Source organism: Levilactobacillus mulengensis, assembly GCF_003946045.1.
Lineage (GTDB): Bacteria > Bacillota > Bacilli > Lactobacillales > Lactobacillaceae > Levilactobacillus > Levilactobacillus mulengensis.
Window position 1 is genome coordinate 95,586 of record NZ_RHNW01000007.1, and the last position, 21,432, is coordinate 117,017.

The following is a 21,432-nucleotide window of genomic DNA, read 5'->3' on the forward strand; positions in this document are numbered from 1 at the left end:
CATGACGACCACAATTTACTTAGATACAGCGTTAGCCTACGAATAGGACTTATCCGCTAATTACCAAAGCCTTTTAGGTCCGCAGGTTGCCAGACGGACTTGTTTCTCTTACAGAGCTGCTAAACCCTTAGCTAGAATGTTTTGGGCTGCGTTATGATCACGCACATGGAACGTGCCACAACTAGGGCACGTCCACTTGCGGTCAGCTAACGTCAACTTATTTTCGCCGATCATGACATGTCCGCAATGGCTACAAGTCTGCGTCGTATTTCGCGGATCAATCGTCAAAAATTTCCGACCGTACAAGTCAGCTTTGTAAGCCAGCATACTTAGTAAAGTTCGCCAACCGACGTCCGAGATACTCATTGCTAAAGCGTGATTTCGTAACATGTTTTTACTCCGCAGTTCTTCAGCTACGACTAAATCGTGGTTTTTGATCAAGGTCGTAGAGACGCGGTGCAGAAAGTTTTTACGTTGGTTGGCAACTTTACGCTGTAGCTTGGCTACTTGTAGCCGTTGCTTTTGATAATTCTTTGATTCTGATAACCGTCGTTGACTCCTTTTAGCTCGTCTAGCCCGCCGTGACAGTTTCCGTTGAGCTTTAGCCAGCTTTCCTTTAATCATTCGGTAGTAACGGGGATTCTCAATTACTTGCCCATTAGAATCTGTCAGAAAATTATCAAGATTCAAATCGATGCCAACTTTAGATTTGACGATTGATTGTTTAGCAACAAAGGGGTGTTCCGAACCAATCTGCAGGGACACAAAATAATGGCCTACAGCGTCCATTGAGACCGTTGTCGTTCCAATTCTAATGTCATTAGCTCGCTCTAAGATTTTTAATGGAAGTCCCTTGAATCGGAGACGTCCCAGTTTGGGTAATTGTAGGTGGTGGGTATCAGTTAATCTGACACTCCCATTTCTCATGGTTGGCACTGTCACTTTGGCACTGTAAAGACAAGATGTTTGATAAGTCTGAGAATAACCACGTTTATGAAACTTAGGCGTTCCGGCCTGATGAACCTGGTGGAATAATTTCCAAGCGGTCTTATAATTTTTGATGGCATTAGCCTTCATCAGACTGTCAAAGTCCGGGTGATTGAGCCACCCATGAATATTGGAGATAGCAGTTGACGGCTTCTTCAGACGCTCGGTCAAATCAGCAATCCGCTTCAAAACAAGCGTAATTGGCGTTTTAACTTTCTTCAGCCAGAATAGGTCAGTGTTCATCCCGTTCATTTCGTTATAAATAAAGCGACTCGCATCACTGTTACGTTTGATCAACCGTTTCTGTTCGGTTGAAGGAAAGACCCGGACCTTAACCCCATAGTAGTAAGGTAATTGTGCCATCGTTTTCGTCATGAACTGCCACCTCCTTTTGCTTGATAACAGCATATCATATGAGTATACTGTATCCATAGTAAGCTGTCTTATAATAATATTTATGGAGGGTGCGTATGAGTGAGAATGCTGAAGGGATTATTCATGAACGTGGTTATGTTTACAGCTTCCATTTTCACTTGGCCTGGGTCACCAAGTATCGGCATGAAGCATTTACAACACCAAAGTTAGTCGCTGAGATGACGGATATTCTAACAAAGATAGCCCGGCTAAACGAAGTGACCATTGAACAGATGGAGGTAATGCCGGACCATATTCACTTACTACTAAGCTTTAAGCCTAAGTATGCACCAACCAATGTTGTCAAAGCCTTCAAGGGCGGTTCGGCTCGCTTGTTCTTTGAACTACATCCAGAGATAAAGGCTCAGAAGTTTTGGGGTGGACATCTCTGGTCGCCTAGTTACTTTATGAGCACCCTGGGTGACATGAGCAGGACAACCGTGGAAAACTATATTGCTAATCAGCGAAAAGCATAATGGCATTCATCCCTTGTTTGAAAGCAAGGAAATTCTGCCATATTTATACTAAATGAAAGACAATACATTCCCGTGGTAATTTCCTAACAGGAGGCTAAATTTTTCGTGTGATAAGTCGGCTTTTTCTCATAGAGATTAGATCTCTTCACGTCCTACAACGTCTGTCGGCAACTCATCCTTACTTGGACGTAAGTCAGCATTCTTGTGAGTTCTATCTTCGAAAATGTTTGGTCCCACCGGATGATAAATAAGGCTACCATCGTCTAGGACCCTCACGGAAAACTCTTGCCCCACTTGAACCCCGAAACTAGCCGGAACCTGTAAAACTAATTCTTTGCCAACTCGTCTGACCTTCATGTAAACTCCTCCTCATTGCGTCATGCTAACCCTACCAGATAACACCCCATTTACCCAGCAAAAAGCCCACCAACCACGTTAATCGCGGCCAGTGGGCTTCATTAATGTCGATTTAATTAGTCGATGCTAATCTTATGATTGTCTGCAACCTTGGTTTGCTTTGGCAATGTCAAGGTCAGAACGCCTTCAACGTACTTGGCTTGAACATTATCCAGGTCAATGCTTGGCAGGTAGAAGGAACGCGCAACGTTTTGGCTGCTACGTTCTTGACGAAGAATCCGGCCATCGTCATCCTTAGCTGACTGGTTGACCTCGGACTTCCCAGAAATTCTCAGGGTGTCGTCGCGGTAATCGACGTGAATGTCTTCCTTCTTGAAGCCAGGCATTTCGGCCGTCACCACGTAGTCCTTATCGTGTTCCACAACATCCGTCTTCATAGAGCCATCGCCGCTAAACATGTCGCGTCCCAGGTTCCCCACTTCGTTAAAGAAATTCATTGGATCAAAGAAATCAAAGTTCCGGTTCATAACATCGTTAGTCATAATCAATAACCCCTTTCTGCTTTGCTTGATTACATTATCTATAATAGTCAGTATTGGTCAGGATTGCAAGTAATTAGCGCTCGTACTATCGGAGTGCTAAAATCCTCACATAAACACTGATATATCAGCGCTTATGTGAGGATATACTAAATCATATATAAATTAAGATCAAACAATTAAGCAAAAGGTCAGTGATGATTTTCTATTTGTGGTAGTAGTAGCTTGCCCGGCCTTTTCCCGGACCCAATGGTGGCATGTAGCAACGTAATGCCGTTTTCCCGTTGTGTCTGACCTTTTTCCAGTACGGCCATTCGTCTGAGTAACTTTGACCAACATTGTAGCCCCATTTTGCCTTAGAAATAGCTAAATCACTATACCAAGGTGAGCCACCTACACGTCGAGCAACCTTAAACTTTTTACCGGACAAGGTGTACCACTTTCTCTGCCCAGCATTTTTCGTCTTCCATTGCCACTTAGTAAAGATCACCTTATCGTACCCATGTTTTTTCGCATTGTACTGGCGCCAGTGGCCTCTTAATGACTTGGGCACCACCGTGTAATGCTTCTTAGCTGCTTGCGCGGTAACTGTACTAGTAGTGACGAACGTGACGCCCCCGACTATTGCTAATAGAACCGTGAGCGTAAACAAAATCTTTTTCATCTAAAAATTCGCTCCTCAACACCTAAATTTAGCAGTGTTAACAGTGCTTTCTCCCATTAACACTCCCCTGTACTCTATGATACCCCTTGGCGATGATTAACCCAAAGGACTATTTCACTAATCACTAAATCTAACCTCGCGACCGCCACCACCAAACCAAGGCTCCTAACCAGCCAAACGCCGCAACCCACAGGAGTCCCCGTGAAAGCAATCGCGGCTGATAATGAAAGGCAAACGTATTTTGGCCACCCCGACTCTGAACCGTTGCCAGTCGTAACGTCTGCTTGGGATTATTGCGGTACTGAAAGGCGTGCCCATTCAGCGTCGCCTGCGTGTTGCGGTACATCGCGACCGGTAACGTCAATGACTGTTTTTTTGTTCCCGTCCACCGCAGCGTTGTGGCGTGCCGCCCAATCGTTTGGTGTAGGCGCGGACCGGTCCGTTGGTAAAGCACGCGATCCAGTTCCTCGTACGCCGCGAAAACATTATCGGTCGGTTTATAGTTCGGCTGAAGGGGTAAATAATCCGGCGTTGATTTGGTCGCGAGTGTTAAGGGCTTAGCCAGATTGGGGCTGTTAAAGGCCGTCCGCAAGTTTTCCAGTTTCTTAGCAGAGTACGTCCGTGCTGGATAAATGGCACGCGGAACCGCAAAAAGTTGTTGCGTATGCCGCAGGGTTGAGTAGCCATTGACGGCAATTAGGAGAACGCCTAGCCCGGCGATTCCTAGTCGCAGCAGGCCATTCCACCCACGACCCAGGATCGTCGTTGACAACAACTGACCATCAGCGACCAGCAATAGCACCGTCCCCACCGCCATAAACCGCGAGGGAAACTGAATAAAACTGATAGCTGGCAGTAAATGAAAAATGGCATTCCAGGGCAAGAGCACCGACGAGATCACATAGAAGCCAGCACCGAGACTAGCCGTTACCTTGGTCGAGAAGCTTAATTTTCGCCAACCAATCAGGAGAATAATCACACTGGCGACCAGCACCACCAGAATCAGATAGCGCGAGCGATGCAGGACCAGGACGTTAAACGCCTTTCTACCCGGGTCTTTGACCTGACCGACGCCCAAGATTCGGTTGCCCATAAAGACTTCTACCATGCCGGCAATCACATTGGCACATAGAACCAGGTACAGCAAGATGGCCTGCCCAATTTTCAAGAGAAAATCACGCCGGTTCGGTAACCGAAACAGAGCAACTATCGCGTAGACCAACAGCATCAGCGCAATTTGCGCGGCTGAGATCAAATGGGTCTGCGTCAACAGCGCCATCACAATCGCCAGCTGCCAAACGTTGACCGGATGCTCACGATTTTCAATCATCCGTACCCCGACGATCACGCCTAAAGGCATCAACGCCGCGCCCCAGCTCATGAAGGACTGCCGGATATTCCACATAATAATTTGATAAGTAAACGGGTAAAGAATGGCGATTGCCTGCGCTGTCAGGTTAGTGACCCGGCACCGGCGCAGCGCCACGTACATACATTCGGCGGCGACTGCGCTGAGGACGACGCGAGATAGGACTTGGTATTTCACGTAGTTGCCTGCCAGCAAGAGTAAGACCCCGTTGAATCCGGCGGCAAACGGCCCATAGATGGCGTTGACCATCCGGCCCATCCCCTGATACTCATAGGGCGCGACAAAATAATGGAAATTCAGCTGTTTTAGCTGCATGACAACGTCGTAGAACCGGTTAAAGTGAAAGAGCCCATCGACACCGAGAATGACCGAGTGACTGGTAAGCTGCGGTAGCGCCGCCAAAAACGACAGCGCAATCACAATTAAAAGAAACGCGTGTTGCCACAACCAGGTTCGCACCGGATGTTGGGCTGGTGACTCTGACATAGAAATCCTCCTTGTTAAGTGACTGTTGGCAAAGAAAAAGAGGGCTTGCACCCTCCGCTTTCTAGCTAGTCTGGTAGTTCATAATTGAGCTTACTGTTGAATGAGACCTTCCCATTTCGTAAAACGACGGCATGACCTTCAGGAATATCCGTCAGATCATCATTCATGGTATTCCACCACCAGGTGAAGTTAGCTAAGGCGTTGTGATACCGTTTCCCTTGTAAATCACCGTAGTAATCGACATTCATGAAAATGGCATCCGTCACATCCCCAACCTCACCAATCTTGGGCGCCGTCTGAACGCTGGCGTACTGATGCCCGAGAATTTTAGGCAGCGTCTTCTTGTAAGTGACCTTACCGTGATGATTCTTCCGGACAAGGTAAGCGCGGGTGCCACTTTGCGGCGTCAGCTTCGTGTAAAACTTCGTCTTGGCCTGGTACCGTTTGTGAAAGGCCTTCCCTGTCTTCAATTGATAAACAATTGCGGTGACCTTACCTTTCTTCTTGGTGACCGTCACCGTGGCCCGCGTCGTTTTGTCCTGGTACGTATGTGTGCTGGCCGAAGCCGTCGTCACGACCAAGAAGCCCCCTGCCATGACGGCGAGACTGGTCAGCACTAGTTTCTTTATCATCCGTTTCACCACTTCGACTTCACCCTTCGTTAGATTCGACCGTATATTTCAATTTTTTACCGTCAAATCGCGTAACACCCTTGCTCGTAATCGTATAAGTATGCTTTTTACCCTTTAACTTGTACGAGAAGGTTAACCACTTGCCTTTGACATTATTCTTGATTGTCGTTGGCACGTTACCATACTTATTATCGTAAATCGTGTAATGCTGCGTTTTACCGCTCTTGAGATACTTCGTGGCGCTGTGTTTCCCTTTCTTTTGCGACGAATAGAACAGCTCTAATTCGCCACCTGTGCACCGCAGGGCCTCAACCCCCGTGTTCGAATAATTACCATCCGACTCTCTCATATATGAACGCAAAACAAACTCGGCGCTGGTCGCAAAGGAAAATGAATGTCCCGCATTTTCCGCCTGAAATTTAATTGGTTGGCCTAGGATTTCATATGGCCACATAGCCCTGGGCAAATCAGCGTCGCCAAAGTTCGCGGAGTAGGTGTAAAACATGGAAGAGGCATACTCAATTTTCGCGGATGGTTCGCCCCTAAAAGCCGATGTCCGCATCCAGCCGACTAATTTATGTGTTCCTTCATGATTAGCTCGCGCTGAATACTTGTAAACGCGATAATAATTATGCCCCTTAATCTTAGCCTCAGCTAATGGCCAATAATTAGCCGTCACCTTGGCCCCATTCACGCGGCGCAACAGCTTTCCCTTGCTGGAATAAACGCCGGCACGATTGGGCTTACCGGTATTTTCCTCGTAATCCAGCAAATCAATTGGATAGGGATGCTGCCACTTGTGAATGTAGTGAACCGCAGCATTCGCCGTCGTTGGTGTTTGAACTAAGCTGCCAACACCAACCAAACCCACTAAGCACAAAGCTAATAGCCAAATCTTTTTCACGATGTCCATCTCCTATTTAAAGCTTTTCCTGATAACCATAACTCGAGCCTGGGGACTTAATCACTAGTGGATACTGGTAAGAATACCAGCGTTGATACGGTGCAGATGCATTGTGTGTAAATTGTTCCATGACCCGGTAAGTCTTGCCTCTTAACTTGTGGTGCGTTGGCCGACCGATAAAGATGGTGTTAATGATCATTCGCTTATAATGATAGTTTTGATCCGGAAATTTAATATACTTGGCCTTGCCCTTGGTTAACTCATAAAATCCTTGTTCTACTTTGTAAACGTGCAGGCGTTGACTCTTCTTACCATGATTAAAACTATAAGTCCGCTTCTTCGTTCTGAGCCGACTATCTTGCCCAGGAGTGTCTCCCTTAGGCCCTGATGACGTATAAACATGGTACTTAGTGACGTGCACCTTGATGTAATACTGACGATAATTTTTTTCGTTCGAATTGTCATACCACGTTCCCCGAATGGACTTGGGGTTATAGTGATAGACCTTCGCCGACGCCGTTTGTGGGAACAGATATAACCCACCCACTATCGCAATAACCAGTGCGAACCATTTAAAATGTTTCATAAAGTGCCTCCTGATTTTTAAAACCTAAACATAAGACTGAGTTTTTTAAGTATTTAAAAAAACATTTCAATCTCTACTCAACCATGTGAACACTAATATCGCTTAAGAGTCATGCCTTGATACTTAATTCTATTCTTGGAAATGTAAGTAAATGAGTCTGTCGTCCAATGCCCAGCTTGCGCATAGGAATAGATGCGGACCCGATACTTATTGTGACCAAGGGCCTTGACCCGCGGCTTGCCATACGCAAAGACCCAGCCAGTCGCCCCCATCGCCGCGGAATCATAACCATTCTTTTTGACGCGTATGCGAACCTGCTTATTCCGCCAGTGACCCCAAAACTTCTTCGGCATCCCCGAGCGATAACGAGAAGTATTGGCCGTAACTGGTGTTAATGCCGTCGTTGACAACGTCAAGGTTGCCAGCAACGCAGCCGTCCATTTTAATCCAGAACGCATTAGTAAAACCTCCTACACTTTCATTTAATCAACGGACAAAATCTCCAATCACTTGACGTTAACGATGCCAAATTGTCAAAGGATCATTGGCATCCCCTCGCATCCCGTGATACATCTTGTGCCCTTTAATCCAATATGGCGTTTGCTCGAACAGATCAATCTTTTTAACGGTATATTTGTTACCGCTCTTGAGAACTTTTTTAAACGAAATCTGGCTCGTGTACTTCTTGCCTGTTGGTGCCCAATAAATGTGATACTTCGTGATTTTAGTCTTGTACTTGCCCCGAATCCAGACGTGACGCAGGGCCTTAGGCATGCCATTGACAGTATGCGCAGCTTGCGATGAGACCGGAACAGCCATCCCAATTGCCAGCATCCCTACCAGCAGCAACATTACTCGTAATCTTTTCATTGTTTTGCTCCCTTTGTGGCTTTAAACGATACACAAATAGTTGGTGATAACCATAGAGTTACCCACCAACTATCTTGTGTCCTTCCTATAACAGACCTTTAATTAACATCTCTCTGCTATAAAAATGCGGTCAGTTATGATGCAAAGTCTATAAATTAGTTTGTTGCGTATCAACCGTCCCGTGTGTCCGCAATAGCTTGGGGTACTGAAAGGCATACCATCGCTGGAATGGTGCGCTTCCTTTCTGAACATACTGTTCCATGACACGATAGGTCTTCCCCTTCAATTTATGATGCATCGGCCGCCCCACAAAGATTGCATTGAGCAAGCCCCGCTTATACGGACTCTTCTTAGGCATCTTATAGGTGTACATCTTTCCGGTTGTTAAAATATAAAAGCCCTGCTTATCCTTGGCCACATGAATTCGATTGGCCTTTTTACCTGAATTTAAACTGTACGTGTGTTTAGGTTCTTTAAGACCTAGCACGTTGCCCCTAGATCCCCGTGTCACATACACATGGTCTTTCGTAACTCTAGTCTTGGTATAAAATTGCCGATAGTAAACATCATTTGTGTTGTCATACCATGTTCCCCGAATCGTTTTGGGAATGCTGTGATAGGACTTTGCCGACGCCACTTGTGGGAATAAAATCATGCCACCTATCAGGGCCACAATCAACGCAAGCCATTTTACTTTATTCATTAGAAAACCTCCTCGTACTTTCATATCAGCTAACAATACTAGCTATCCTGGCAATACCATGTCCTGTGAATTTGGTTAGGAAAGGTTAATTTGCAAGCACTGGGTAATCTTTGCATCAACGGCCAGTACTACACCGCTCAACCCAAGAGATACGACTACTATGCAAACTTGTCTTATCCCTCTCATTGGGACAGCCCCCCTACTTTGCTCGGCTATACCACAGGCCATCTGGGCCTCCGCCTTCTCTTGTGAAACTCATTCTGCCATTCTTAAGAGTGAAGCTTACCTTAACATTTTGCTTATCTAAAAATATAGAATTCTTGGTAATCGAACTGAACTGTCGAAAATGAGTTAGTACAACATAGTGGTTATTGCTTGTCTTCTTGTAACGCGGCGACAAGTAAATATTCATTGTATCTACATTCTCACTAGCAAATTTCTGGCTACTAACAGTCATATGGTTATAAATATCTCCAGCCTCACGTCCAGCTTTTTTCTGCTCATGCTTGGATAATGACCAGTGCCCCCGCAAAATTTTAGGCATTCCTTGATGATACTTAGCAGCCTGCACCGTTGTTTGTGGCTGAGACAACACGCCTAATGCCAAGCCCATAGAAGCGGCTGCAATGACCGTTAATGTTTTTTTCATGATCGTATCTCCTCTACCGTTTACCGAACTGTTACTTTAACTGTCTTGGTGATGGCGGCGTACTTGCTACCGTTCATCCCGCCGGCATTGATCTTCAACGTCTTAGCTTTAGGTGCATAGACCTTCAGTTTAAATTTATGTTGGCCATTAATTTTCACAGTCTTCTTGCCACGATACGTCTTGATCTGAGCACGATTCAGTTTCTTGGTCTTAGCCAGTGCAGACTTCATCAATCGGTTATGTGTGACCTTACCAAAGACGATGACATACTTACCAGACTTCTTAGCATCGATGCCATAGACCTTATTTGCCTTTGCGGCCGGCTGTACTTTGGTAACCGTTTGACCGTAATCTGCAACTGCTGTGCTAAGCCCTTCTACGAATTGCATTGTAGCGTCAACTCGATCATCCATATTAGATGTTTCTGATTCTGCTTTATAGTTGTCTAACGAATCCTGAGCGCTACTGCTTAATCGACTTCTAAACTGCTTATAGATACTCATTAAGCCACTATAATCGGCTTCAAAATCTGCTGGCAGAAAGTTGTCCTCATCGTCTTCCTCATTACTAACGCCATAGTAATAGTCGTAAATAGAGCCAGAGAATGTTGGACCATAATTTTCACCTCTATAGGCATCTAGCGGATCAGACTTATATTGACTTACAGTATCCAGTGTCACTCTACCTTGCATATACTCTGAACCATGGAGACACGCCTTACGCATAACTTCAACGTCACTCAAAAATTGCTTCCGACTAACCGTCTTGGCTTGGGCCACCACTGTTTGTCCCAGTGACACACTGCCATTCGTTAAAATATCCGCACCACCAAATAAGGCCAGCGCCGTGACTGAGGTTAAGGCTGTTCTTACGATAAATTTATTCATAACTATTTCCTCCAAAATTTAGTTTCAATGTTCATACTAATTACGTCGACGAAGAGCTGCTCGAATCCAAGCAAATGCCGCTGCAGCAACAATGACAAGTCCACCAATGATAAACAGTTGGTGATGATCATTACTACGTTTTGCCGTGTGACGGTTGACTTGTGGCGATGCCATCTGTTTGGTATTGCTATTGGTCTGAGTTGTCTGCTTAGACTTGGACTTTGTGCCATCAGTAGCTTTTGCTGCTTTAGACTTCTTTATCGCTTTACTTTGTTGCTTCTTGCTTGACCGCTCCGTTGTCACTGGTCTAGTCGCAGCTTCCGCAACTGTCTCACCGGTCGCCTGACTGATAGCCTGTGTAACGGCTGGAATAACGACCGTCAAGGCTTTCCCGTCCACTGCTTTCGGCGTGAATCCCATTACTGAGGTTCCCCGGTAAGCTTTAGAATGGGATGTTGCCAGTGTAAAGTCCCTTGACGTCGATTGCTTGTTTGCTAATCGTTTGATTGACGCTGCCTGCTTTTGCGCCAGTTTCGTTTTAGCTGAAAGATTCCGTGTCGTTGTGTTCTTGGTAGTAGTTTCAGCCTTTTTATCCGCCGATTTCTTCTTATTCTGCTTGGTTGTCTTCTTACCTGGTAACTTTTCAGGCATTTCCATGTCTCCAGTGGGCACTGGCGCTACTGTATCTGTCGTAGTCGGCGTTGTTGGATTGACTGGGGTGACTACCGGAGCTGTGGGACCAGTCGGATTCGTCGGCGTCGTTGTTCCGGTTCCTGGGTTATTACCCGCAATCAATTTGTCTAAGACTTGTTGGCGAACCATTGCAATGTTCTTGGTTGCCTGAGTTTCGGCTTGCTGAGCTGCTACCAGCTTCTCATTAGCAGTCGCCAAGTTTGCTTTGGCCTCTTTCAGGTCTTGATTAGCTTGATTCAGATTCTGTTGTGCCGTATTCACTTCAGACTGCGCTTTCTCTAAAGTATCAGCAGCCGTCTTTGCCTGAGCTGTCGCCTGCTCTAAGACCCCTTGGGCCGTAGTTAATGCAGTCGTTGCTTGGTTAAGAATCGCTTGTTGGTCCGTCACCTTTTGTGCTAGTTGATTTTGGGCTTCTTGCGCTTTGCTAGCTGCATCACTAGCCGTTTGACTATCTGTCTTCGCGGTTTCTAACTTCTCCTCAGCGGCTGTAATCGTGCCCGCGGCATCTGTGTAAGTAGCCAGCTTTGTCTTCAAACTATTCAACTGATCTGTATCAGTTGCCACGGTTTCTTGCTGCGTTGTCAACGTCTCGTTCAGTTCACTGAGCGTCTGTTGGGCAGCTGACAACTGGGCTTCAGCCGTCGTTACCGCTTCATCAGCCGTAGTGGCTTCGCCTGTTGCGGTGGTTACCAAACCGGTCTTGGCTGTAACATCACTCTGCTTACCTGTCAACGTCGTCTGCAAGTCAGTTAACGCTTCAGTTGCGGTGTCCACCAGGGCCTGCTTGGCGGTAACAGTCTGATTAGCTGTTGTTACTGCGTTAGAAGTCGCCTCAACCTTATCTCTTACTGCCACCACTTGCGCATTAGCATCTGCAACTGCTTGATCAGCAAGCTTTTGGTCTGCCTGTGCCTGAGTTAAGTCACCCTGCGCTGTCTTTACGGCTGTAGTCGCCGTGGCTAACGTCGCTTGTTGGCTACTCAGCGTGGTCTTTAAATCATTGACCTTTTGTTGAGCATCAGTCTGGTCAATCGTTGGATTAGCAATGATTGTCTCTGCTGATTTATCAAAATCAGTCGTAACGTAGGCTGGAGAATCAATTGCCAACTCGAAATGCATTTGGCCCAAATTATCAATTGACATCCCAAAATATTGATTGTCGTAAGGATTCAGAGGATCTACCCCTGCAAGGGCAATTAAATGACCTTGGTCAGCGCCGTACAAGTTATCATTAAATACCATCGATCTAATACCGTTATAGATACCTGCTTTCACATCATCTATACTGGTTGCCTCAGCAAAATAACCTGCACCAGCACTCTCATAATAATTACCACTATCATCGAGTCCATATTTCTTCGCAGCGGTCGTAATTGCGGACACATCATGGCCTTTTTTATCAAGATGCCAGTTATCAGCATCGTATGCCGCTGCAACGTCCTTAGCAAAGTTCATCATCGTTGTACTGATGGTTACCTGTGGTTGCCCTAATTGTTTCCGAATCTGGTTAATCAAGGTCGCTGTATATTTCGCCAAGTCTTGATACTGATCAGCAGTTAACGATGCTGCACCACTGTATGGCGTTACAGCATCCGTTGCGTTTGACTGATACTTATTTCCATCAGCTCCTGGCGTCATAGTCGAGGCTAATGATGCTGAAGCGGCATCGGCAGCTGCCTTAGCATCCACTGTGGCCTTTTTCTCCGCAGCTGTTGCGTCACTACCTGCTTGATTCTCCGCTACCATGGCGTCTACATAAGCGTCATTAAGCGTAGCCATATTCTGCAAGTCAGCTAGTGTCAATCCACTTGGCAACGTAATCGTATTTATCGCTGGTACACCAACTTCGGCGGCAGCTAAGTCTTTCTGAGTTTTGTCAACCGCATCCTGAGCCGTCTGTTGTGTCCCTTGAGCAGTAGCTACAGCAGTTTTAGCATCCGCCACCGCATCTGATTTCGCCGCTGCATCCGTCACTGCACTATCGGCTGCTTTCTGAGCGGCTGTCAAATCGTTCTTAGCTTGTGCGGCTACAGCTTCAGCATCCGTCACCGCCTGCTGGGCTGTTTTCAAGTCTGCAGCTGTGCTATCCACACTGTTCTGTTGGTCATTAACAGTCTGTTTAGCCGTTTCAACTGCTTTATTGGCATCATCAAGTGCCTGCTGCGCTGTTTCAACATCAGTAGCCTTATCCTTCGCAGTTTGCTGAGCGGCTGTTAAATCACTCTCTGCAGCGGTTACTTTTCCTGATTGGTCTTTAATCTGTCCCTGCGTATTCGTAACTGCTGTATTGTCCTTGTCCAACCGTGCCTGTTGATCACTAATGTCCTGATTAGCCTTGGCAATATTCTCTGGCGTTGCTTCAGCGGCATTGGTGTTAGCAGTATCTAAGTCTTGCTGAGCCTTGGCAGCCGCATTAGCCGCATCTTCAGCTGCTTGTTTAGCGGCATCCGTTTGCTCTTGAGATGCCGCACTAGTATCCTGGGCCTGCTTAACTGCGGCATTCGCTGCATCTGCCTGAGACTGTGCTGTATCAACACTCGAATTAGCATCAGTGACTGCTTTATCTGCCGTATCCTTATCCGTTTTAGCCTGATCAACTGCTTTTTGAGCGTTATCAGCTGCCGTAGTTTGTTTCTTTACAGTTGCCTGACCCGTCTCCACATCCTGTTGTCCATTAGTAACGTCGGTTTGCGCATCCTTTGTAGCCGCTGTCGCCTCTGCGGCTGCATCTTTAGCTGCTTGAACCTCCTTAGAAGACTCCACCTGTTGGTTTAAAGCATCCTGGGCGGCCTGATCTTGACTCGTCTTATCATTTGTATCTGGTAAGGTATCGGCTTTTACACCAACACCACCCGTCAAAATCATTCCTGCTAAAACAGCTGCTGTCCCAGTAATAACTTGTGTTGTTTTTTTAATCAAATTAATCTCCCCATATCGTAAAATTTTAATTTAATCAACTTATTGCCCACTTATGCACTATGTAAAATCAACTAGCGGTTTTAAAACTGGGACACTCAGTCTCGGTTTTTCCCTTAATCGCTAGTTAACTATTCAACTAAATCCGTTTCCCTTATTGATTAATCGATTTACTTCTTGGTTAGCCAAAGGCCCATTTTAAGGTAGCGTCCAGCCTTATAATGCTCTTGCCACTGCAGACGCTTCCCAACCTGATGAACGCGAACCCGGTCAGGCTTATGCGAATACAATGTTTCAATACCTTTAAAAACATAAACGTGTTTTCCAGTCTTTTGATACTTCAACTTCCCAAGCATATAAGGGTCAGCAATGAAATAAGCCGTAAACTTGCTTTTCGTAATCTTTGCAACTTCTGGTGCTTTAAATGCGTTTTGTCCCTTACCTACAGTTTCCATACGTTCCCAAGTACCACGCAACACTTTGGGCGTCCCTTGGTGCCACTTGGCCGCATGAGCCGTAGTTGGCGTATCCAATGCCAGCGGCAAGCCCACTGACAGGCTCACCGCAGCCAGTGCTAATAACTTCTTCATAAGTTCTGCTCCTTTAAAGAATGTAGAGAAACCACAAACACCCAATCATCAGTACCCAAGAACCATACAATGCAAGGCGCTGTCTAGGTGTCCAACCAAAGTGTGCTGACTGATGCTGACCATTCTGATGCGCCGAAAATTTGTAACGCAACGCCCAAACGGCGAAAATAGTATACCCTATCATCAATAGCAGACTGAATATCGCAGTCATAGGAATCAGATGCACGACAATTACTTGTCTCAACAACCTACCACCACCTAAGTAAGCAAAGGTATCCCATATAACCCCATACCACTCAAGTAAGTGCGCCTTTCGCCGAAAATAAACTGAGGCAATGGGAATCGCTAGTATTAAGGCACTACTTATCCATACACCAAAGGTTGACCCGTATCCGGTATACCCAGCTATCTGAAGATAGAGGGCATATTTTAAAGTATGAAACCGGAGAAATTTCCACCAAATAAAACCAGCAATCACTAACAACACTGCCAATGCGCCTTTGGCTGTCTCGAGATTTTCAATCTTCTGTTGATGCTGCTTCCACTGTTGCTGTGCCCACTTATTACCCTTATGCGCTTCCAACTCGATTTGTTGCCAACGCATCTCTTCTGTAGCTTCTTTGACGCCTTGCTTCACACCAGCTTCGACTTCTTCATCAATACGACTTTGAATCTCTTCCTCATCTGGACCATTATAATAAGACATCTTGCACTCCCTTTAATTATGTAAACCCGTCTGCTTTTAAGATCACTGTTTTCGTTACCTTTTTATCCAACGCCGCATAACCGCTTGAAAATCAGTATCGCTTCCCAAGAACGCTCCTCACATCTAAGACAAAATGTAGTGCTTTATGCAGTGCATATTATCGGGACATTTTTACTTAAACTTGTCTTCCAGGAGGTGATTGCAAATGGCATTCAAAATTCGACATGATCGTAAAGAAACCGTCAACAAAACAGTTCGGTTCCCGCTGGAATTGGTAGAAAAGATTGAACACGCGATTGAAGGTGAGGACGTCACCTTTTCAACCTTTGTGATTCAAGCTTGTGAATATGCGCTCGACAATATGGAAGATGATAAAGATAAGAAGTGACAGTCACTTGTTTAAAGGCTTATACAAATAATATCGCAATACATTTAGCATTGCAATATGTATTGCCTTTCGCTTTTTTGCTTTACATTCTAAATCTTTGCCTCATGTAGTAATTACGACAAAAAGTCATCTAAATCAAATCTAGATGGCTTTTTACATACGATTTCACTTAGTCTGTCGCTTCTCACGGACAGGTTACAATTTACGAAAATAGTTGGACTACTGAAAAAAATACCAATCCGTTGAAAAGCCATTATCCCAAAATATTGGATAGCTACTTATTTTGGCTTTCCGACAAGCTTTCTCATGATTCTGCATTTTTTGAACTAGTGAAAACAGCTCCGAGCAACATTATCTTGCAACACACCTGCAGATAGTGACCAATCTAAGGGACTCGCTCTCAAAAAAGCAAAAAAAGAGCAACCAGCTCGCACCAGTTGCCCTACTTTTCTCTATCTCGCCTCATCTTTAAATTGCGACAAGCGCTGTGCAGCGTCACGATAGACCGCTTTGTCTGCTCGTTTGCCAATGGCTAAGATTTGAATGATTTGAATTTCCTGATCAACTTGTCTAAAAACTATTCGTAACCCCATACGCTTGTTCTTCAGCTTGCGACAATTAATCAAGCTTCCCGCTAACGGTTGGCCGGCCTGCATCCCCAACTTTCTAATCCTGTTTAAGCCTTTATCGACAAAGACTTTCTGGGAACCATCTAGTTTTTGATAGTCGTTTCGCGCTTCCTCTAAATAGGCAATTGCATATGCTTCAGTCGTATCTGACATTATTCCCAACCGTCATTTTCATCGACTACCGGTTTCTCATCAGCTACAGAACCCCGAACCGTTTTGTCATCCACTAAAGGTGTCGGAGCTTGTGCCTGCTTCAGCAACCGCTGCGAGACCAGGTAGTCTTGTTCCATTTCAAATAGCTTCTCTTGAAGTTCCTCATTTCGATTAACTAGTTTTTCATAATCCGCAACTGCTAAGACGACCCCAGCTGGTTGATCCCGATTGAAAACATAGACGCCGGTTTTTTTGTCGCCCGCCTCATCAAACAGTTTTTTAGGAGACTTCTTTAAATCAGTAATATTACTGATCGGCACGTTCATCGTTTGCATGCTGAGCACCTCCCCTTTTAGCATATAGTACCACGATCACCAGAAATGTCCTAAGAAAACGGCTTTTATCCGTCTTATAAAAGTCTTTTAAACGTTTTATTCCCATAAAAAAAGAGCAACCGGCTCACACCAGTTGCTCTCCAAGTTAAATTTAGTAAGTTTCTTGTTGCACATCGTTGTCGATGATATTTTCATCGAGCGCTTCTGACAGCTTGTGTAAGCCGGCATCACGCGTTTTGATAATGTCCATGTTGAAGATGATGGAATCAATATCGCCACCAGCAAAGTCAAATTGTTCGAAGTAGACGTAAGGATCGTGGTCTTCGTCGTCGTTTAAGAAATGCTTCGTAACAGCATCAGATAAAGCGGTCGCCCATTCTAAATCTGCCATCTTTGGTAAATCTTTCTTCGTCACATACCCCGGATCAAGAACCAACTTCGCCGCTTTTTCAACGTCCTCTTTAGGAATTACTACGGTCGGTTTCTGTGTTTCTTCCTTTGGTGTATCTGCCATAATCAAAATCTCCTTTGATGTTTCTGACTTTAGTCTAGTCCTTTTTCGGGCAAACGTTAAGTATTCCATGCAACTTGTGTTAGTTAGCCGGTTAAATGGTCCGACGGCAGGGTGAATTTCACGCTAACCGGTTCGGGGTGAGGTAGACTGTCGGCAGGCGCCTCTGGGATGGTGAAAACAAAACCAGTTTGCGCTGAGCACATTTATCTTTCCTGAATCTAACACCTAAGTTTGGCCATCGAAACAGTCCATGCCGCATTGGTCGCTACTCACCACTTTTCTACTATATAAATACCCCACCATACGAGTAACTTCGTTCGCCAATCTAATTCCCCTCAGAATCTGCGTCAACACTGACTTTTCCCCCGCATGACCGACTAAGGCCCCCTTTTTCCTAGCCACATGTCACCCGTTACCCCCATCCAAATCCCCGGCCCACGCAATTTTTGGTAAAATTCCACTTATTTTGCGGTGTTCGGTTGCGTCGGACCGCCATAAAGGGTAAAATTTGCTTCAATTCACCCCCTGTGAAAAGGCGGTGAGACGCGCTATAATGAAGAGATAGAACTATATGAAATGAGGAATGATGTGTGGATAGCGGTCAGATAGTTGTAAATCTAATTATTATTTTAATTACCTTCTTTTTTGCAGCTTTCTTTGTTGCCTGCGAGTTTGCTTTGGTCCAAACCCGGCCTAGTGCCCTGGAGGAAAAAATTGCCGAAAGAGACAAGCCATCGGCCAAGCTGAATCGGGCCATGAAAATGGTCACCAATTTGAATGAATATTTATCAACGACTCAAGTGGGGGTTTCCCTCGCCGGAATCATCTTAGGGTGGATCGGGGAAACGTTCTTCGTTGACCTACTGCTCGGCGGGATTGCGCCCGCCCACCTGAACAACGCAACGGCCCACACCATCGCCGTGATTGTCGGTGTCCTTTTACTGACGTACCTCGAAGTGGTCTTCACAGAAATTGTGCCGAAGAACATTTCCATCGACATGCCAATGAAGGTGTTAATGTTAGTGGTGACACCCCTACATTACTGCCACGTCATCTTCTACCCGTTCGTCTGGTTACTAAACAATAGTGCCTCCGGCGTGGTCAAATTGATGGGCCTGAAAGTGGCCAACGAAAGTGATGAAGTCTTTTCCCAAGCTGAAATTTTAAACCTTTCCAGAAGCGCCGTTGCCGGTGGTGAACTGGAAAAGAACGACTTGATCTACATGCAACGGGCGTTCGAGCTGAACGATAAAGTGGCCAAAGATATCATGATCGACCGGACTCAACTGGTTGTCATCGACATTACCGCTAACGTCAAGGAAGCCCTGAACGTTTACCTGCAAGAACGCTTTAGCCGGTTACCCGTTGTGGCCGACGGTGATAAGGATAAGATTCTGGGTTACGTCTACAATTATGATTTGATTCGGCAACAGCAAGTGGATTCTCACGTCCGAATCGATAAATTAATTCGCGACATCTCCACGACCCCCGAAACAACGCCCATCACCCAAGTCCTCCAACAAATGATCAAGAAGCGGACCCCAATCGTCGTCGTAGTTGACGAATACGGTGGGACGTCCGGGATCATTACGGATAAGGATATTTATGAAGAACTGTTCGGGACCGTCCGCGATGAAATCGATGACGCCAACGACCAGTACATCTTCAAGCAACCCAATGGCACTTACCAGGTCAACGGGAAGATGACCACCTACGACTTTGAGCGGTACTTCAACACCGATATCAAGGGCTTTGAGGCCTCCGATACGGTCACGATGGCCGGGTTTATCATTGATAACTACCCCGACGTCAAGGTCAACGATGTCATCCAACTGAAGAACTTTGACTTGAAGGTCTTGGATTACGAAAACTCCTTCATCAACTGGTTAGAGGTCACGGTCAATCCGCCACAGAAGCAAATCACCACGACGGAAGACACCGAAAGTGACGACAAGAAAAAAGATAAGTAACATCAAAAAAGCCATCGCTCGTTTTGAGTGATGGCTTCTTTGGTTACAGTAAATTTTCAAAAGCGAGAAATGCCCCCACGGTCGGATCCAAGGGATGCCGTCGGTAACACCAGCCGACCCCCATAGCATTGGGGAGCGACGTTTGTAGTTCCCGCGTTACCAGCCCGGTCAGGTTACTAGGTACTTGTGAGGCTGGTAATAGCGCAAACGTCGGCGTCATCTGCAGCTGGGTGAATAAAAGGTCCAGCCCTGCCAACTGGGTCGTTTGAAACCCATGACCGAGCAAGAGCTGCGTTGTCAGTTGGCCAAACTGCGTCGCTGGTACATTGGTTAGCGTTAAGTAGGTTAGTCCTGCCAAGCGATTCAGGGTCACGCGCCGAGGCAACGCCGCCAACGTGCTCTTACCTCCGACCACGACCAAGTGATCCGCTAGCTCCTGTTTCCAGACCAGTTGCCGATTGGAATGATCGACGATGCCAAATCCCAGGTCGGCCGCCCCCGTTAGCACATCCTGCACCGCTTGTTCCGAATCGCGTTCCACTAAATCAACGGTCACGTTCGGAAACTCAACACGAAATTTGACTAGTTGATTAATGTAGGGCTGAAACTGCTGGGTAATGTAAAAGGAGACCCGTAGCCGGGTTGGTACCGTCGCCTGTTCCCGCCAGATATCTAGCAGCGCGCCGTGATACGTTGCCAGCATGCGCTGGGCCGCGTGATAGAATTTCTGACCAGCGGGGGTGACCGTTACGTGATGATGGTCGCGTAACAAGAGCGACTTACCAGTCGTTTCTTCTAACTGTTTTATTTGGGCACTAATGGCTGGCTGTGAAATAAAGTTTCGTTCCGCCGCACGGGTAAAATTTTCCAGGTCGACCACGTCAACGAAGTATTTTAGCGATTCTAAATCCATTTCATAGCACCACCTTGTTATAAGATTCACTTATCATCCTTCACAATTATCCGCTATTTCCGTTTGGATGTAAACGCTTCTACAATGAGTTTGTAAGCAATTTAAGGGAGGCAACGAAGATGTTACGGAAATCAGTTTATTGGCCTAGCGCCGGTGTTGCGGAATATCACGAGGAAGAAATCAGTGAGCCGACTGGCAAAACCGTGTTGATTGCGACGCAGTATTCTTTGATCAGTCAAAGCAGTGAAAATAGTTGGTTTGTGAATGATAAAGCCCACGTTGTGTTGGGCACCACCTTTCCCTTCATCCCCGGTTACAGTTCTGCCGGTGTCGTCGAAGCGGTTGGCGAAGACGTCACGAAATTTAAGCCTGGCGACCGCGTCATCGGTGCGCCCGTCTACGGTGCCCACTCTAACTACACCTACGTTGAAGAAGATGCCGTCTACCCGGTTCCCGATGACGTTCAGCTGGACGATGCCGTCTTCTACAACCTAGGCATGACCGCCCTCTTTACGCTGGACAAGGCCGACTTACGTTTAGGCCAGTCCGTGGCCATCATTGGGGCCGGCGTCGTGGGTCAAATTGCCATTCAGGCAGCCAAAGCAAACGGCCTGCACCCCATCGTTGCCTTTGATATTCAGGAACAACGGCGGCAAGCAGCCAAGAAAGCCGGGGCCGACATTGTCCTGGACCCGAATGATTCGGCAGCTATTGAAACCCTCATCGGTAAACTGAACGGTGGCATCGATGCGGCTCTGGACGTGTCCGGTAGTAATCCCGGCATGAACTTGGCCATTCACCTCGCCCGGCCACTGGGTAAGGTCGTCTTCTGCACGGCCAACAATAATCCACAAACGTTGAACTACGGCGAATTTTTCATTAAAAATCTGACCATTCTGGGCGACTTCGTGAACACTGAAATGGACCGGCAACGTAAGGCCATCAAGAACTTCCTATGGCTCCTGTCGACCAAGAAGATTATCGCGCCTGCCCACAGCGATACGATTTACGCTCCAACCGACGAAAACATTAAGATGCTCTACGGTAAGGTTCTAAAACACGACAATACGATTAATAACCCCATCTTCAAATGGCGTTAAGG

Annotated in this window: 24 protein-coding genes; 4 read left to right on the plus strand and 20 right to left on the minus strand. The window is 46.2% G+C overall.

The genetic code is table 11. The annotated features are described in order from the left end of the window. Positions 1-108 precede the first annotated feature (108 nt). A complete protein-coding gene (locus EKM84_RS08170) occupies positions 109-1,362 on the minus strand; it encodes an RNA-guided endonuclease InsQ/TnpB family protein (RefSeq protein WP_125765272.1) in 1,254 nt (417 codons plus the stop codon). 95 nt (positions 1,363-1,457) lie between these two features. Here EKM84_RS08170 and tnpA point away from each other — a divergent pair, with 95 nt between their 5' ends. After that, positions 1,458-1,877, plus strand: coding sequence for an IS200/IS605 family transposase (gene tnpA / locus EKM84_RS08175; RefSeq protein ID WP_125765273.1), 420 nt, complete (start codon positions 1,458-1,460; stop codon positions 1,875-1,877). 135 nt (positions 1,878-2,012) lie between these two features. Here tnpA and EKM84_RS08180 read toward each other — a convergent pair whose 3' ends face one another. The 15 genes from EKM84_RS08180 to EKM84_RS08250 all read right to left on the minus strand — a co-directional run bounded on the left by EKM84_RS08180 (position 2,013) and on the right by EKM84_RS08250 (position 15,428). Then, on the minus strand, positions 2,013-2,234 hold the full coding sequence (locus tag EKM84_RS08180; RefSeq protein WP_125765274.1) for an AbrB family transcriptional regulator: 222 nt from the start codon (positions 2,232-2,234) through the stop codon (positions 2,013-2,015). A 116-nt stretch (positions 2,235-2,350) separates the two neighbouring features. After that, positions 2,351-2,776, minus strand: coding sequence for an Hsp20/alpha crystallin family protein (locus EKM84_RS08185; protein WP_125765275.1), 426 nt, complete (start codon positions 2,774-2,776; stop codon positions 2,351-2,353). A gap of 202 nt (positions 2,777-2,978) precedes the next feature. Beyond that, positions 2,979-3,437, minus strand: coding sequence for a hypothetical protein (locus tag EKM84_RS08190; protein WP_125765276.1), 459 nt, complete (start codon positions 3,435-3,437; stop codon positions 2,979-2,981). A gap of 130 nt (positions 3,438-3,567) precedes the next feature. Further along, on the minus strand, positions 3,568-5,292 hold the full coding sequence (locus tag EKM84_RS08195) for a hypothetical protein (RefSeq protein WP_125765277.1): 1,725 nt from the start codon (positions 5,290-5,292) through the stop codon (positions 3,568-3,570). A gap of 65 nt (positions 5,293-5,357) precedes the next feature. Next, positions 5,358-5,924 (minus strand): hypothetical protein, encoded by a 567-nt coding sequence (locus EKM84_RS08200; protein WP_125765278.1) that lies wholly within the window; start codon positions 5,922-5,924, stop codon positions 5,358-5,360. A 19-nt stretch (positions 5,925-5,943) separates the two neighbouring features. Then, positions 5,944-6,828, minus strand: coding sequence for a hypothetical protein (locus EKM84_RS08205; RefSeq protein ID WP_125765279.1), 885 nt, complete (start codon positions 6,826-6,828; stop codon positions 5,944-5,946). A gap of 16 nt (positions 6,829-6,844) precedes the next feature. After that, a complete protein-coding gene (locus EKM84_RS08210; RefSeq protein WP_125765280.1) occupies positions 6,845-7,414 on the minus strand; it encodes a hypothetical protein in 570 nt (189 codons plus the stop codon). Between the two features lie 92 nt (positions 7,415-7,506). Then, entirely contained in the window at positions 7,507-7,872 is a 366-nt protein-coding gene (locus EKM84_RS08215; protein WP_125765281.1) for a hypothetical protein, read from the minus strand. A 58-nt stretch (positions 7,873-7,930) separates the two neighbouring features. Beyond that, positions 7,931-8,284 carry a hypothetical protein gene (locus tag EKM84_RS08220; RefSeq protein ID WP_125765282.1) on the minus strand — a complete coding sequence of 118 codons (354 nt, stop codon included), beginning with the start codon at positions 8,282-8,284 and terminating at the stop codon, positions 7,931-7,933. A 148-nt stretch (positions 8,285-8,432) separates the two neighbouring features. Further along, a complete protein-coding gene (locus EKM84_RS08225) occupies positions 8,433-8,987 on the minus strand; it encodes a hypothetical protein (RefSeq protein ID WP_125765283.1) in 555 nt (184 codons plus the stop codon). Between the two features lie 199 nt (positions 8,988-9,186). Next, a complete protein-coding gene (locus EKM84_RS08230; RefSeq protein ID WP_125765284.1) occupies positions 9,187-9,636 on the minus strand; it encodes a hypothetical protein in 450 nt (149 codons plus the stop codon). Between the two features lie 20 nt (positions 9,637-9,656). Next, positions 9,657-10,523, minus strand: a complete 867-nt coding sequence (locus tag EKM84_RS08235) for a hypothetical protein (protein ID WP_125765285.1) — start codon at positions 10,521-10,523, stop codon at positions 9,657-9,659. Positions 10,524-10,559: 36 nt separating this feature from the next. After that, complete coding sequence (locus EKM84_RS08240; protein ID WP_125765286.1) at positions 10,560-14,135, minus strand: SEC10/PgrA surface exclusion domain-containing protein; 3,576 nt, start codon at positions 14,133-14,135, stop codon at positions 10,560-10,562. Between the two features lie 167 nt (positions 14,136-14,302). Beyond that, positions 14,303-14,722, minus strand: coding sequence for a hypothetical protein (locus EKM84_RS08245; RefSeq protein ID WP_125765287.1), 420 nt, complete (start codon positions 14,720-14,722; stop codon positions 14,303-14,305). A gap of 13 nt (positions 14,723-14,735) precedes the next feature. After that, positions 14,736-15,428 (minus strand): hypothetical protein, encoded by a 693-nt coding sequence (locus EKM84_RS08250; RefSeq protein ID WP_125765288.1) that lies wholly within the window; start codon positions 15,426-15,428, stop codon positions 14,736-14,738. Between the two features lie 205 nt (positions 15,429-15,633). Between EKM84_RS08250 and EKM84_RS08255 the strand changes: the two genes are divergently transcribed. Then, positions 15,634-15,816 (plus strand): YlcI/YnfO family protein, encoded by a 183-nt coding sequence (locus EKM84_RS08255; protein WP_125765289.1) that lies wholly within the window; start codon positions 15,634-15,636, stop codon positions 15,814-15,816. Between the two features lie 452 nt (positions 15,817-16,268). Here EKM84_RS08255 and EKM84_RS08260 read toward each other — a convergent pair whose 3' ends face one another. The 3 genes from EKM84_RS08260 to EKM84_RS08270 form a co-directional block, all read right to left on the minus strand. Beyond that, positions 16,269-16,598 (minus strand): type II toxin-antitoxin system RelE family toxin, encoded by a 330-nt coding sequence (locus EKM84_RS08260; protein WP_125765290.1) that lies wholly within the window; start codon positions 16,596-16,598, stop codon positions 16,269-16,271. Next, positions 16,598-16,933: a type II toxin-antitoxin system Phd/YefM family antitoxin gene (locus EKM84_RS08265; protein ID WP_125765291.1), complete on the minus strand. Its 336-nt coding sequence runs from the start codon at positions 16,931-16,933 to the stop codon at positions 16,598-16,600. Before EKM84_RS08265 ends, EKM84_RS08260 begins: the two co-directional genes overlap by 1 nt. 151 nt (positions 16,934-17,084) lie before the next feature. After that, on the minus strand, positions 17,085-17,447 hold the full coding sequence (locus EKM84_RS08270) for a hypothetical protein (RefSeq protein ID WP_125765292.1): 363 nt from the start codon (positions 17,445-17,447) through the stop codon (positions 17,085-17,087). A 590-nt stretch (positions 17,448-18,037) separates the two neighbouring features. Between EKM84_RS08270 and EKM84_RS08275 the strand changes: the two genes are divergently transcribed. After that, positions 18,038-19,417 (plus strand): hemolysin family protein, encoded by a 1,380-nt coding sequence (locus EKM84_RS08275; RefSeq protein WP_125765293.1) that lies wholly within the window; start codon positions 18,038-18,040, stop codon positions 19,415-19,417. Between the two features lie 43 nt (positions 19,418-19,460). Here EKM84_RS08275 and EKM84_RS08280 read toward each other — a convergent pair whose 3' ends face one another. Then, positions 19,461-20,330 carry a LysR family transcriptional regulator gene (locus EKM84_RS08280; protein WP_125765294.1) on the minus strand — a complete coding sequence of 290 codons (870 nt, stop codon included), beginning with the start codon at positions 20,328-20,330 and terminating at the stop codon, positions 19,461-19,463. 119 nt (positions 20,331-20,449) lie between these two features. Between EKM84_RS08280 and EKM84_RS08285 the strand changes: the two genes are divergently transcribed. Then, entirely contained in the window at positions 20,450-21,430 is a 981-nt protein-coding gene (locus EKM84_RS08285) for a zinc-dependent alcohol dehydrogenase (RefSeq protein WP_125765295.1), read from the plus strand. Positions 21,431-21,432 lie beyond the last annotated feature (2 nt).